This is a genomic window from Rhodococcus sp. DK176, assembly GCF_038447315.2.
GTDB classification, from domain to species: Bacteria; Actinomycetota; Actinomycetes; order Mycobacteriales; family Mycobacteriaceae; genus Rhodococcus_F; species Rhodococcus_F jostii_A.
The window spans coordinates 341,898-353,985 of the sequence record NZ_CP118323.2 but is presented as its reverse complement, the minus strand read 5'-3'; the positions used below and the strand labels follow the sequence as shown (position 1 = coordinate 353,985).

Below are 12,088 nucleotides of genomic sequence, written 5' to 3'. Positions count from 1 at the left end.
ACCCCGCTGCCCGAGGGCACCGGGGTGGTGGGTTCGCCGCCGATCACATCCCCAACCGGGGACGCACGGGAGTGGCGGGGGTGCGGTGGAACAGCCACCCGGCCAGCGCGGTGAGCGCGAACACCCACGCCAACGCCGCCAGCAGCGGCCCGGCTTCGTCGAACCGTGCGGTCAACCCGCCATCGAGCAACACCCGCATCGCCCCAAATCCCGGGAGGGCGTGTGCCCAGGTCGCCGGTTCCGGCCGCAGCATCGGACTCTGGCCGATCCCGATATCGAGAAACGGCACCAGAAAGGCGATGAACACCCCACCCACGCGCCCGAAGATCGGCCCCAGACAGAAACCGAGCAGCCCGTAGGTCACAGCCATGAGCAGATTCCCGGCTCCGTAGACGCCCCACTGCCGGGCATCGAACACCGTGGCGGTCACCATCAACGACGAGAGGGTCACCAGGGCTGCGGCGCATCCGATCATCGTCAACCGCACCGCCAGCAGCCGGGGGAAGGGAAAGCCGGCCAGGGTCAGTCGTCGATCGCCCGCCCGGGCATCGAGCCCGACGAACAGTCCGGCCAACGCCGCCAGCGAGGAGATCGCGATCGGGGTCATCGTCCCGGCATGCACATCCGGCAACCAGAACACCTCCATCACCGTCCGACCACCCTCCACCAGCGAGAACACACCGGACTCCTGCGCGGTCATCGCCTTGGCCAGCACAATGAACACGATCGGTACCACCACCAGCAGCACCCACAGCACCGGGTTGCGGCGGTAGTCGCGCAGACCCATCCGCAGTCCGGCCGAAAGCTGACCCCGCCCGGATCCAGCTGGGGGGCGCCGCCGCGGCCGCCGGGACACACCGACGGTCGCGGTGATGACGACGGTGCTGACGATCAGCGCCGCGAACATCCACACCAGTGCCCAGCCGAGGTCCCCGATCCGGCCGCCGTGCCGGGACGGAATGTCCACCATCCACAACGTCACGAAATGCGTCGGGAACCACCGGGTTTCGATGCGATCGGGGGATCCGACGGCGGGTCCGAAGAACACGTCCAGAATCCAGACGAACAAGATGAGGACGGTGCCGTTGACCGGGTTGCGCACCAGCGCCCCCACCAGTGCGCCGATCGCCAGATAGATCACCGCGAACATCAGCGTGCCGGCGATCGCCCGGCCGAGGTCGCCGATGCCGGTGCGCGCGGCCAAGGCGAGCAGGGCCGCCGCCGCGACCAACGCTCCCAGCACCAGGCCGGTCCCGAGCCGGGCTGCGACCAACCGAATCGGCGCAAGGCCCGCCGAGACCAGTCGCCGATCGGCCGCACGGGCGGCGCCGATCTGGAAGAACATGGCGATACCGGCGAGGAATCCCGCCGCCCAGCCGGCGGTCGCGGTTTCCACCGCGGGCCCGCCCGCGCCGCCGAGCAGTTTCGCGGCATCGGCCATCGACCCGGCCGCAACGATCACGAACACCACCGGGACCAGCACCAGCACCAGTATGTTGACCGGATTGCGGGCGTAGTCGGCCAGGAATCGGTGGACGAGTAGCGCGACCTCGCCCGGCGCCCCCGGCAGGTGATCCTCGCTTCTCATCTCGCCGCCGCCCTCCCGTTGCGCAGGTCGACGATGCGGTCGAATCGGTGCTCGTCGGTGACGAAGTGGCTGATGATCAGCACCGAGCGGCCGGTTTCCCGGCGCTGTGCCACCAGTTCCCAGAACCGTAGGTAGGTGTCCCAGTCGAATCCGGAGTACGGCTCGTCGAGCAGCAGTACCTCCGGGTCGGCCAGCATCGCCAACCCGAGGTTGAGTTTCGCGAGGGTACCGCCGGACAGCCGGTCGGCGCGGGTGTCCGCGTACCGCTCGAAGCCGAGCGCCGCATACAGTCCCCGGCGGGACCGTCGCTCCTCGTTCGGGGTCATCCGGTAGGCGCAGCCGAACAGCTCGAAGTGTTCCTCGCAGGTCAACCTCTCGTAGACCACCGGCTGCTGCGGGCAGTATCCCAGCCGCCCCGACCGGGTCACGGTGCCGGCGTCCGGCCGGTACTCGCCGACGAGGATCTTCATCAACGTCGACTTCCCCGACCCGTTCTCCCCGGTCAGCCCGACCACCTCGCCCGGCTGCAGCACGAGATCCACGCCCCGCAGTACCGGGAAATCGCGGCGGGCCGGCCACCATCCCTGCCGGAAGCTCTTCTCGATTCCTTCAGCGGTCAGCACCGCGTTCACCGGCGCCGACTCCGCGGACCCCGAACTGTTCATCTCGCTCCTCGGAACACTTGCGGTGGTCATCGGGACGTCAGCGCCACTGCGTCAGGCGGGTGCACCACCGGCGGCCGGCACCGGAAAGCGGCGGTGGGGGTGTCGAATCGGACGCCGTGATGGCGAGGTCGATGTGCCACCCCTTTCCCACCGCACTACATCAACCCGAACGAGTGCCGCGTGATCGGTGCACTCTCCTCGGGTTGTGACCCGCCGATTCCTCAACTCAATACCGTGGCAGCGCCGGGCGCAGTCGACCGGTCCGCTTCTTCAACGAATCTTCACAAAACCCTCACCGATTTGCGGGGGTTCGCCGCCGACACTCGGCAACGAACCGACGCATAAACGGGTCAGGCCCGCGGAAGGGCTGCGGCCGACGCTGACTGCGCAAGACCTTTCGAGTCCCCGCGCGCAGGGCATCGAGGGGGTCCACCAGGGATCGAGCTTGCAGGAAAGGAACGCAATGAGCCTGGGTAAACGTCTCGCGCTGATCTTCAAGGCAAAGGCCAGTAAGGCTCTCGACCGTGCCGAGGATCCGCGGGAAACGCTGGATTATTCGTATCAGAAGCAACTCGAGATGTTGCAGCAGGTGCGCCGTGGGCTGGCGGATGTGGCGACCAGCCGCAAGCGCCTGGACCTGCAGGCCCACCAATTGGAGGCGAGGGTCGGCACCTTGCAGCAGCAGGCGACGGCAGCGGTCGCGGCGGGCCGCGATGATCTGGCCCGGGAGGCTCTGACTCGCCGGTCGGCGGCGCAGCAGCAGCTGGCCGAGCTCGCCCCGCAGCAGGCGGCGCTGCAGGCCGAACAGGACAAACTCACCGCGGCCTCACAGCGTCTGCAGGCGAAGGTGGAAGCGTTCCGCATCCGCAAGGAGACGATCAAGGCCAGTTACACCGCGGCCGAAGCCCAAACGAAGATCGGTGAAGCGGTCTCGGGGATCAGCGAAGAGATGAGCGACGTCGGGCTGGCCATGCAACGCGCGGAGGACAAGACCGCCGAGCTGCAGGCCCGCGCCGGCGCCATCGACGAACTCCTCGCCTCCGGGGCACTCGAAGACGCCACCGGCACGACCAAGGACGACATCCAGGCCGAACTGGAGAAGATGTCCTCCCAGTCCGACGTCGAAGCGGAACTGGCCCACCTCAAACGCGCGCTCCCCTCGGGAAATCGAGCCGCGCTACCGGGCACCAGTCAAGAGGCCTCGTCGCCCACCCCCCTGGACGCCGGGCCCGGATCACCGAAGGAGGACCGGTCGTGATCGTACGCATCCTGGGCGAGGGCCAGCTCGACATCGCCGAAGAACACCTCGACGAATTGAACGAGCTCGACTCTGCCGTGGCCGAAGCGGTAACCGCCGGCGACGAACAACGATTCCAGCACGCCCTGAACACCCTGCTGGACCGGGTGAGAGCCGTCGGCACGCCCCTCGCCGACGACTCGCTGTCCGTCTCCGATGTCATCCTCCCCGCCCAGGAAAGCAGCCTGGACGAAGTACGCGCCCTGCTCGGCGAGGAAGGCCTGATTCCCGGGTGAGACGATGAAGAGCCGCTTCCGGCCCGATCGCGGGCTGACCCGCCGCATGCTCTGGACCACATTCCTGCTGGGTCTGATCTATGTCGTATTCACCGCCGTGCTCATCGTTCTGCTGAAGAGTGCGATCGTGGCGGTCGTCATCGCCGGTGGACTGTTGTTCGCGCAATTCTGGTTCTCCGACCGCATCGCGCTCTACGCAATGCGCGGCAAGATCGTCACCCCCGATCAGGCGCCCGAACTCCATGGGGTCATCGACAGGTTGTGTTCGCTGGCGGACATGCCCAAACCGGCGGTGGCGATCGCCGAGGTCGATGTGCCCAACGCGTTCGCCACCGGGCGCAGCCCCACCCGGGCGGTGGTCTGCGTGACCACGGGCATCCTGCGTCGCCTCGACACCGAGGAACTGGAAGGGGTGCTCGCACATGAACTCTCCCACGTCGCCCACCGTGACGTGGCGGTGATGACGATCGCCTCCTTCCTGGGCGTGCTGGCCGGGCTGATCACCCGGTTCACCCTGTACGCTGGCTTCTTCGGCGGGTTCGGTGGCGGCCGTGGACGCAACGACGGAGAAGGCGGCAGCACCGCCGTCGTTTTGATGGCAGTCGTGGTGGTCTCCGCGGTCGTCTACGCCGTCTCGTTCCTGCTCACCCGGGCGTTGTCCCGATATCGGGAACTGTCGGCGGACCGATCCGGCGCGCTGCTCACCGGCCAGCCGTCCGCGTTGGCGTCGGCCCTGACCAAGGTCAGCGGCGAGATGGCACGCATCCCCACCCGGGACCTGCGCCAGGCCGAGGCCTTCAACGCCTTCTTCTTCGCCCCCGCCCTCGCCGAGGGGTTCAGCCTCTCCTCGCTCTTCGCCACCCACCCGCCGCTCGATCGCCGGCTCGCGCAGCTCGGCGACATCGCCCGCCAACTCGGATAGGAGTTCTAGACCCCATGGGCTTCCTCGATGCGCTCCTCGGCCGCTCCGCACCGGTGCCGCCCAATCTTGACCAACTCTTCGCACTGCCCGCCGCCGCGGTCACCCTTCAGGTCAGCACCCGGTTCCACCCCACCGGCACCGGCGCGGTCTGCTTCAAAGCCGCCGAAGGCGGTGGCTTTGCCCAACTACGGGAGGAGGTCGACGGACTACTCGCCCTCGACGGAGGCAAATACAGCGAGCAGACCGACACCTACGGATTCTCCTGGCTCATCCGCCGCACCGACCCCGACGATCTCGAAGGCCTGGTGACCGATCTGCACACCGTCAACAGCGCCCTCGTCGACGCCGGGTTCGGGTCGGCACTGCTGTGTACCGTCATCGCGTTCACCGACGGCACCCGCCCGCTCGGGCTCGTCTACCTCTACAAGCGGGGCAGCTGGTACCCCTTCGCCCCCGCAGGGACCGATCGACGCGACAACAGCCTCGAGCTACAGATCACGTCGGCCATCGAGACCGATCTGCGGGTGGAGAAGGATCTCACTCGCTGGTTCCCGCTCTACAACGCGCCCGGACTCTGACCCGGCACGTCCTGGCACAGACCATGGAGCACATGGCATCGATCCCCGCTGTCCGCGCCTATCCCACCGAGTGTCGCCGGGGCATACAACGCTTCCATCCAAGTAAATGAGGAGAAGTCATCGTGATGTATTGGTACGGCAGTGATCCCGGCGGCTGGGGCTATGCGCTGATGATCATCGGAATGGTGCTGTTCTGGGGGCTACTGATCACCGGCGTCGTGATGCTGGTCCGATATGTCGGGCGCGAGGCATCGTCGCCCACGCACCTGCCGGTGCTCCACACAGCGGAGCAGTTGCTCGCCGAACGATTCGCCCGCGGTGAACTCGACGAGACCGAGTACCGCAGCCGATTGGCGACGCTGCGCGGACAGGCACCGCAATGACCGCAACCACGTCTAGCGGTGCTGTGTGTGCTCTCATGAGCTCTTTGACGAGTCCGAGCCGGTGCTCACTTTCTGCCGCCCAGGGTCACCGTTCCCGTTAGCAACGAGGTGTCGGCGCCGACCGAGCGCCTGCCGAACCGGTGCGAGCAGAACTCAATCCATGGCATTCGCCGGAGATCGTCATACCGGCCAGCCAGATACAGGACTCGTTCTATGCACCGACGGTGATGGACGTTCATGAAGGTTTCGAATCAGGCAAGACGGTGAGGAGGCAGGCGGTGAAGGCACAGGCTTGCATTCCAGGTCTCCCTCAGCAGTTCCAGGGTTCGGTGCTGGTTCGTCATGATCGGGCCGATTTCCACGTGCAGTGGCCACGATGACCGCCGGCACCGGTTCAGCGGGCGTCGCGGAGCTTCGGCGTGCGCCGAAGCCGTGGCGACTGTTGTGGATCACCGCCTCGTGGGGAGCCTGTTTCGTGGCTATTCGCTGGGGGCTTCGGGACTCGTCGCTGTTGTGGTTCGCCGCCCTGCGCGCCTTGGTGGCAGGGGTGTGTCTGGTTTTGGTCGCCGAAGTTCAGAGTCGGCCCAGGCCGCGTGGATTCCACGCCTGGTTACTGATCACGGTGTTGGGCCTGGTCAACGTGGCGGTCGCGTTCGCCGCAATGTTCGCCGGAGTGTCAGGACTGGCGACCGGCACCGCAGCGGTGCTCGCCAACGCCCAACCATTGCTGATCTTGTTGCCGGCGTGGTGGTTGTACGGCGAAGCAGTGACCGTCCAGACCGCAGCGGCGTTAGCGGTCGGGTTCTCTGGCCTGTTGGTGGTGGCGGTGCCAGGGGGCGGTGGCAGCGGAGCGCTGTTGTCACTGCTGGCCGCGGCCGCGATCACGGGCGGCACGCTGCTGTCGCGGCGCCTTGCGGGTTTGGACGTGCTCGCGGCCAGCGGTTGGCATTTCGTGATCGGCGGAGTTGCGTTGGCGGTTTGGGCGGGAATGGTCGAGGGCCCCCCTGCAATCGACTGGACCCCACGATTCGTTGCGGTATTGGCGTTTCTGTCGTTGGTGGGTACGGCCGCCGCGTTCGTGGCCTGGTTCACCGAAACCAGGCACTGCCGGCTGGACGCGCTGAGCGCGTGGACATTCTTGGCACCGGTTGTCGGAATTATCTTGGGATCCTTACTCTTTGGAGAATGGCCTACGGGATGGTCCGCGGCGGGTTTGCTCGCCGTACTGGCGTCGATGTGGATCGTTTTACGGCCACGTCCGGAGCGTTCGGGAACGTGACAGGTTCGCCTCGAGTCAGTAAGTTTCCGTCAGCGCATCGCCGGTACGCGCATGTTCGGTCTCGGACGGTCACCGGACGAGCAGGCTTTCGCACGGACCGAGCCCTTACGCTCGTGGCACCTGACCCCGACATCTGTATATCTGAACAGGTAAGCAGGTGCCGATCGATCCGGCATGATTTTCGGTGTTCGAGCATTACGAGGCCACCATGACGGAACAGCCGCCAAAATGATGACCAGGCCGGTCGCGGTGTGGCGTCAGCTCGATCATGAACAGCGCCAGCATCGTCGGGATGGCGGTCACCGCTGTAGTGCTCAACCTGATCGGCTGGGGCGTGCTGGTGGTGCCCGGCAACCACGGTCCGGGCCGGCATCTGTCCGCCCCCGCCGCGGTGGTGCACTCGGTGATCGGCGCCGACAGTGGCGGGTTCTCGCCGGGCGCGCGGATCGGGCCGATCCCGCTGTGACGATGCCGCCGAGGGCGCGCACCCTGGCGCGATGTGTGCACATCGGGGCCTCGGCGGGGTGGCTCGGCGCCGTCATCACCTATCTCGTGGTGGCCGCGGCCACGTTGGTCGGGGCCGATCCGGAACACGTGCGCGGGGGTTACCGGGTGATGGCGATGCTCGCCGACGCGGTGCTGCTGCCGTTGGCGGTGGCCTCGCTGGTCACCGGGTTGATCTGCTCGCTCGGCACTTGGGGTCTGCTGCGCCACTACTGGGTGCTGTTCAAGCTGGTGCTGAATCTGGTCGCCACCGTCGTGTTGGTGCTCTACACCCGTTCGATCGAGTACGCCGCGACCGTCGCGGCGCAGCCGAGCTGGTCGCCGGCCGACCGGGCCGTCCTGGCGGACCCGACCCATCTGGTGCATGCCACCGCCGCGCTGGTCGTGGTGCTCGCCGCGCTGGTGCTGGCGGTGTACAAGCCGCGCGGGCTGACCGCGTACGGGCACCGGAAGGCGCTGCGGAACCGGGCGGCGGCCAGTATGCCGACATAAGGTCGCGGCCGGATCAGACCGGGTGGCGGTTACTCTGCGCGGGTTTCCAGTAATGCCTTGAGGTTCCGCAGGTTGCCGGCGAAGTCTCTGCGCAGGCTTGCGGCGACCACCCGGTCAGCGAGGGCGAACAGTCCCTTCTGCTCCATCCGCATGTGGCAGCTGAGCCGGGTTCCCTCGGTGGTCTCCTCGGTCCGGTACGTCACCTCGAAGCGGCTCGGGCCGGATGCACCGGTGAAGGTGATCTCCGCGTTCGGCTCGAACCGGGCGTATTCGTTGATCAGGTCCAGCTTTCGACCCAGAAACTTGCGGACGACAACATGTTTGGTGCCCACCCCGGGTGGTCCGTCGGTGATCCGGCGGACCTGCTCGAGTCCGTTCTGCCAGCGGGGCGCGTTGGTCTGGTCGGCGACGAAGTCGAAGACCTCGCCGATGGGGCGTTCGATGACGATGCTGTCCTCGACGTCGATCATCACCGACCACCCTCCCTTTCCGCCGCTGCTGCGTCGCTGCACGAGCTCTGCCGCCGATTGTCCGTCCGGTTGCGGAGAAGGACAGCGGTCAGCTCAGTCGAGTCCGATGATGGAGGCGCCGCGCTTGGCCAGCCATTTGACGGGGTCCACGATTTCCCCGTCCGGGTCTTCGATTTCGAAGTGCAGGTGCGGGCCGGTGGAATTGCCGCGGTTGCCGACGGTCGCGATCTGCTGCCCGGCCTTGACCCGCTCCCCCACCTCGACCAGGTTGTCGTTGTTGTGCCCGTACGTGGTGATGGTGCCGTCGTCGTGCCGGATCCGCACCCACAGCCCGAAACCTTGGGCGGGGCCGGCGTCGATGACCTCGCCGTCGGCGACGGCGACGATCGGCGCGCCGAGGGTGTTGGCGATATCGATGCCCTCGTGTCCACGCCCATCCCCCATGGTGGCGGTGACGGTGCCCGCGCTGGGTGCCACGAATTCTTTGGTACCGGGGCGATTCCAGGTGCGGGGCTGCTGCGGAGCCGCCGCGCCGGCCTCGGTCTCTGCACCGGTCTCGTCACCGGTCGCGTCGCCGGCGGCCCCCTCGGTGTCGGTGCCGTCGTGGGTGTGGGATCCGTCGGCGTCGCCGCCGGTGTCCGCCTCGGGTGAGGGGGCCTCGGTGTCCTCGGGGTGGTCGGTGTGCTTGCTCTGCGGATCGGCCGCGGCCTCGGCCTCACCGGTTTCGGCATCGGTGCCGGCGGTCTGCTCCTCGTCCGGGTTCGGAGCGGTGGCCTCGGCGAGCTCCGAGTCGGGTGCCGCCGCAGCCTCGGCCGGGTCGGTGGCGTGGTCGAAGACGCCGGGGCCGGAGGATTCGGAGACGTCGCCGAGTTCGAGTGCGGCGAGCAACCTCGGCGCGATGCCGCCGTCGACGGCGCCGAGTTCGTCGGCGCAGGCGCCGAGCACCTCGGCGGCGGTGGAGCCGGTGGCGAATCCGCTCAGGCATCCGGCGAGCAGGTGCTGGGCCTCGAACGTGTCGGCGAGCGAGCCGCCCGCCTCGGCGTTCCGCAGACTGGCGGCCGCGATGTTCGCGACGGTCTGCCAGCGGCTCGGATCGACCACCACCACGTCCGGCTGCGCCGCGTCGGCGACCATGGTCACCGCGTCGGCCAGCGCCGCGGCCAGCGCGGACGGTGAATCCGCGTGGCCGGGATGGTCGGCCGCGGCGGGTGGGGCCGTAAGGACCACCACCACCGCCGCCGAGGCACCCAGCGCCAGGGTGGTGGGCAGCCGTCTCGTGCAGGCGGTCAGCGCCGCTGAGGTGATACCGCGCATCGCAGGTCCCTTCCGAGCAGTCACGCCGGGGGTTCGGCGGTGAAGCACACACACGGACCGGCGCGACAAGTCAAGACGACACGCCGTAACGCTAATACACTTTCTTCACTTCTGTGCCGATATTCACTTGTTTCCCACGGCTCCCACCGGGTCAGATGGGGAGGACGACGGCGGTGACGAACTCGTCCCGGATCCAGGCAACGAACACATCCCACGCGCCGGTGAGCAACGCGAGCCCGACCACGACGAGGGTCAGCCCCCCGACGATCTGGAGGATGCGCGAGTGCCGCCGCAGCCAGCCGACACCGCGCACGGCCGCGGTGGAGCCGAAGGCGAGCAGGATGAACGGCAGGCCCAGACCCAGGCAGTAGGCGACGATCAGGGTGACCCCGCGGGCGGCGGTGGTGCCCTCGGTGCCGGCGGCCACCGACAGCACCCCGGCCAGGGTGGGTCCCAGGCAGGGGGTCCAGCCCAGCCCGAACACGGCCCCGAGCAGTGGGGCGCCGGCGAGGTGGGAGATCCGCCGCGGATGCGGGCGGGTGTCCTTCTGCAGGGCCGGAATCGCGCCGAGGAAGGCCAGTCCCATCACGATGGTGACCACGCCGCCGATCCGCCCGAGCAGTTCCCGGTTCAGTTGCAGCACGCTGATCGCCCCGAACACCGATGCGGTGGCGAGGACGAAGACGACGGTGAATCCGGCGACGAACAGGACCGCGGCGCCGGTGACCCGCCAGCGGGTGGCCGTGCGCACCCCGGCCCCACCGACGGGGGTGGACTCGGTTTCCGCGCCGGTGATCCCGGCCAGATACGACAGATAGCCGGGGACGAGGGGGATGCAGCACGGGGAGGCGAACGAGATCAGCCCGGCCAGGGCCGCGGCGCCGAGGGCCAGCAGCATCGGTCCGGTGGCGGCGGCGGTCTGGAAGCTCGATCCGAGTTCCTGGGCGAGCACGGTCATCTCGGATCTCTCGGCTCGGCCGCCGCCCGTTCGATGACCGGTTGGAGGTCCTCGGTGAGCAGGGCGCGCAGGAATACCGCGGCGACCCGGTGGTGGCGGTCGAGGACGAGGGTGGAGGGGATGACGCTGGTGGGATAGCTGCCGCCGAGGGCGAGCAGGGTGCGCATGGGTGGGTCGTAGATCGAGGGGTAGGTGACGGCGTTGTCGATGACGAAGTCCTGCGCCTTGTCGCGCCCCGGGTCGCGGACGTTGATGCCGAGGAACGCCACCCCGAGGTTCGCGGTGGCGGTGTAGGCGCTTTCGAGGTCGTCGGCCTCGCTGCGGCAGGGGGCGCACCATTGGCCCCACAGGTTGATCACCACCACCTGCCCGGGGTAGTCGGCCAGCGACACCGGTCGGTCGGTCATCAGATCCGCTCCGGTGAGGGCGCCGATCGTGCCCCGGTTCTGGGGTGGGTCGTAGAAGATGGCGGTCTGCCCGCCGGGGGCAACGAAGTCGAAGGTGCCGCCCTGGGCGACGGCGTCCGCACCGGTGGCACATGCTGTCGCGGTGAGCAGGGCCGCGCAGACGGCGGCGAGGGCGGCTCTGCGGCGAACCCGCCGCTGAGGCGTCGGTGTGGTCATGAGGTCAGTTCGCTGACAGCTCGGTGGATTTGGGCGGGTTCGGCGAAGACCGCAGGCTCGGTGATGCGCGCAATCGTGCCGTCCGAGCGTAGGAGGAAGCTCAGCGGCAGCACCGGCGGCGCCCCGAGGGCGCCGCGCAGGGCGCCGGCGTCGGTGTCACCGAAGGACGGATAGTGCGCGCCCAATTCGGTGAGCAGGGCGAGCGCGGCGGTGGAACTGTCGTCGACATCGACGCCGACGACGCGGATGGCATCGGGGGTGTGCGCGTATTCCTCGAGGACGGGGATCTCCTCCCGGCACGGGCCACACCAGGAGGCCCACACGTTGATCAGGGTCGTCTCCCCACCGAGGGCGGCACCGAGATCGACGTCGGCAGCCGCGCCCAGGCAGCGGGCGCGGATGCCGCCGAGCGGTCCGCTGGACGCCTCGGTGTCCGGCACCGCCTTCGCGGTCGGGCACGGCTGTAGCGCCGCCGTCGCGGCGAGCCGGTCCAGTTCGGCCTGATTACTTCCGCGGCCGGTCTCGGTGACGGGAGAGGACGGCCCGGTCGAGAAGTCCTGGTCCGCTTGTCGTGGCCAGAGGGCGACGATCAGCACGACGATCACGGCCAAGACCGGCACCAGCCAGCGAACACCGACCGGCATGGGACGACTCATGTCTTGGTTCTCGGAATCGAAAACGCTGCTACGAGGGCATCATCATCGAGCACATCTCACACATCTGGCACATCTGCCCGTTCATCATCATCATCTGGCAGTCCCACCATGCTTGCAGGTTGC

The 12,088-nt window shown here is 68.1% G+C and carries 15 protein-coding genes; 8 read left to right on the top strand and 7 right to left on the bottom strand.

What is annotated here, in order from left to right; genetic code table 11:
- Window positions 1–43: 43 nt before the first annotated feature.
- Together PSR88_RS40315 and PSR88_RS40310 are read right to left on the bottom strand one after the other, a co-directional pair.
- On the bottom strand, window positions 44–1,588 hold the full coding sequence (locus tag PSR88_RS40315) for an ABC transporter permease (protein ID WP_016881540.1): 1,545 nt from the start codon (window positions 1,586–1,588) through the stop codon (window positions 44–46).
- Entirely contained in the window at window positions 1,585–2,253 is a 669-nt protein-coding gene (locus tag PSR88_RS40310) for an ABC transporter ATP-binding protein (protein WP_016881539.1), read from the bottom strand. Before PSR88_RS40310 ends, PSR88_RS40315 begins: the two co-directional genes overlap by 4 nt.
- Before the next feature lie 463 nt (window positions 2,254–2,716).
- On the opposite strand from PSR88_RS40310, the gene PSR88_RS40305 reads away from it, so the two are divergent.
- The 8 genes from PSR88_RS40305 to PSR88_RS40270 all read left to right on the top strand — a co-directional run bounded on the left by PSR88_RS40305 (window position 2,717) and on the right by PSR88_RS40270 (window position 7,944).
- Entirely contained in the window at window positions 2,717–3,511 is a 795-nt protein-coding gene (locus PSR88_RS40305) for a PspA/IM30 family protein (protein WP_016881538.1), read from the top strand.
- A complete protein-coding gene (pspAA, locus tag PSR88_RS40300) occupies window positions 3,508–3,786 on the top strand; it encodes a PspA-associated protein PspAA (protein ID WP_016881537.1) in 279 nt (92 codons plus the stop codon). Before PSR88_RS40305 ends, pspAA begins: the two co-directional genes overlap by 4 nt.
- A gap of 4 nt (window positions 3,787–3,790) precedes the next feature.
- Window positions 3,791–4,708 carry a zinc metalloprotease HtpX gene (gene htpX, locus PSR88_RS40295; protein ID WP_016881536.1) on the top strand — a complete coding sequence of 306 codons (918 nt, stop codon included), beginning with the start codon at window positions 3,791–3,793 and terminating at the stop codon, window positions 4,706–4,708.
- Between the two features lie 14 nt (window positions 4,709–4,722).
- The gene (pspAB, locus tag PSR88_RS40290; protein ID WP_016881535.1) at window positions 4,723–5,286 is read left to right on the top strand and encodes a PspA-associated protein PspAB; all 564 of its coding nucleotides are present in this window, start codon (window positions 4,723–4,725) and stop codon (window positions 5,284–5,286) included.
- A gap of 125 nt (window positions 5,287–5,411) precedes the next feature.
- Window positions 5,412–5,669: an SHOCT domain-containing protein gene (locus tag PSR88_RS40285; RefSeq protein WP_016881534.1), complete on the top strand. Its 258-nt coding sequence runs from the start codon at window positions 5,412–5,414 to the stop codon at window positions 5,667–5,669.
- Window positions 5,670–6,045: 376 nt separating this feature from the next.
- Window positions 6,046–6,948: a DMT family transporter gene (locus PSR88_RS40280; protein WP_051004136.1), complete on the top strand. Its 903-nt coding sequence runs from the start codon at window positions 6,046–6,048 to the stop codon at window positions 6,946–6,948.
- A gap of 268 nt (window positions 6,949–7,216) precedes the next feature.
- Window positions 7,217–7,414 carry a hypothetical protein gene (locus tag PSR88_RS40275; RefSeq protein ID WP_016881532.1) on the top strand — a complete coding sequence of 66 codons (198 nt, stop codon included), beginning with the start codon at window positions 7,217–7,219 and terminating at the stop codon, window positions 7,412–7,414.
- A 2-nt stretch (window positions 7,415–7,416) separates the two neighbouring features.
- Entirely contained in the window at window positions 7,417–7,944 is a 528-nt protein-coding gene (locus PSR88_RS40270; protein WP_037196531.1) for a hypothetical protein, read from the top strand.
- Between the two features lie 29 nt (window positions 7,945–7,973).
- Here the strand turns inward: PSR88_RS40270 and PSR88_RS40265 are convergent, their stop codons facing one another.
- From PSR88_RS40265 to PSR88_RS40245, 5 genes are all read right to left on the bottom strand, one after another.
- Window positions 7,974–8,414, bottom strand: a complete 441-nt coding sequence (locus PSR88_RS40265) for an SRPBCC family protein (RefSeq protein WP_016881530.1) — start codon at window positions 8,412–8,414, stop codon at window positions 7,974–7,976.
- 93 nt (window positions 8,415–8,507) lie between these two features.
- A complete protein-coding gene (locus PSR88_RS40260) occupies window positions 8,508–9,728 on the bottom strand; it encodes a M23 family metallopeptidase (protein ID WP_016881529.1) in 1,221 nt (406 codons plus the stop codon).
- 151 nt (window positions 9,729–9,879) lie between these two features.
- A complete protein-coding gene (locus tag PSR88_RS40255) occupies window positions 9,880–10,686 on the bottom strand; it encodes a cytochrome c biogenesis CcdA family protein (protein WP_016881528.1) in 807 nt (268 codons plus the stop codon).
- Window positions 10,683–11,309 (bottom strand): TlpA disulfide reductase family protein, encoded by a 627-nt coding sequence (locus tag PSR88_RS40250; protein ID WP_016881527.1) that lies wholly within the window; start codon window positions 11,307–11,309, stop codon window positions 10,683–10,685. The genes PSR88_RS40255 and PSR88_RS40250 overlap by 4 nt, the downstream gene beginning before the upstream one ends.
- Window positions 11,306–11,965, bottom strand: a complete 660-nt coding sequence (locus tag PSR88_RS40245) for a TlpA family protein disulfide reductase (RefSeq protein ID WP_237723997.1) — start codon at window positions 11,963–11,965, stop codon at window positions 11,306–11,308. Before PSR88_RS40245 ends, PSR88_RS40250 begins: the two co-directional genes overlap by 4 nt.
- Window positions 11,966–12,088 lie beyond the last annotated feature (123 nt).

Excerpts from the sequence above, each read along its gene's own strand:
- PSR88_RS40315 (WP_016881540.1), bottom strand. The coding sequence starts at position 1,588 with ATGAGAAGCGAGGATCACCTGCCGGGGGCGCCGGGCGAGGTCGCGCTA.
- PSR88_RS40310 (WP_016881539.1), bottom strand. The coding sequence starts at position 2,253 with ATGAACAGTTCGGGGTCCGCGGAGTCGGCGCCGGTGAACGCGGTGCTG.
- PSR88_RS40305 (WP_016881538.1), top strand. The coding sequence starts at position 2,717 with ATGAGCCTGGGTAAACGTCTCGCGCTGATCTTCAAGGCAAAGGCCAGT.
- htpX (WP_016881536.1), top strand. The coding sequence starts at position 3,791 with ATGAAGAGCCGCTTCCGGCCCGATCGCGGGCTGACCCGCCGCATGCTC.
- pspAB (WP_016881535.1), top strand. The coding sequence starts at position 4,723 with ATGGGCTTCCTCGATGCGCTCCTCGGCCGCTCCGCACCGGTGCCGCCC.
- PSR88_RS40285 (WP_016881534.1), top strand. The coding sequence starts at position 5,412 with ATGTATTGGTACGGCAGTGATCCCGGCGGCTGGGGCTATGCGCTGATG.
- PSR88_RS40280 (WP_051004136.1), top strand. The coding sequence starts at position 6,046 with ATGACCGCCGGCACCGGTTCAGCGGGCGTCGCGGAGCTTCGGCGTGCG.
- PSR88_RS40275 (WP_016881532.1), top strand. The coding sequence starts at position 7,217 with ATGAACAGCGCCAGCATCGTCGGGATGGCGGTCACCGCTGTAGTGCTC.
- PSR88_RS40270 (WP_037196531.1), top strand. The coding sequence starts at position 7,417 with ATGCCGCCGAGGGCGCGCACCCTGGCGCGATGTGTGCACATCGGGGCC.
- PSR88_RS40265 (WP_016881530.1), bottom strand. The coding sequence starts at position 8,414 with ATGATCGACGTCGAGGACAGCATCGTCATCGAACGCCCCATCGGCGAG.
- PSR88_RS40260 (WP_016881529.1), bottom strand. The coding sequence starts at position 9,728 with ATGCGCGGTATCACCTCAGCGGCGCTGACCGCCTGCACGAGACGGCTG.
- PSR88_RS40255 (WP_016881528.1), bottom strand. The coding sequence starts at position 10,686 with ATGACCGTGCTCGCCCAGGAACTCGGATCGAGCTTCCAGACCGCCGCC.
- PSR88_RS40250 (WP_016881527.1), bottom strand. The coding sequence starts at position 11,309 with ATGACCACACCGACGCCTCAGCGGCGGGTTCGCCGCAGAGCCGCCCTC.
- PSR88_RS40245 (WP_237723997.1), bottom strand. The coding sequence starts at position 11,965 with ATGAGTCGTCCCATGCCGGTCGGTGTTCGCTGGCTGGTGCCGGTCTTG.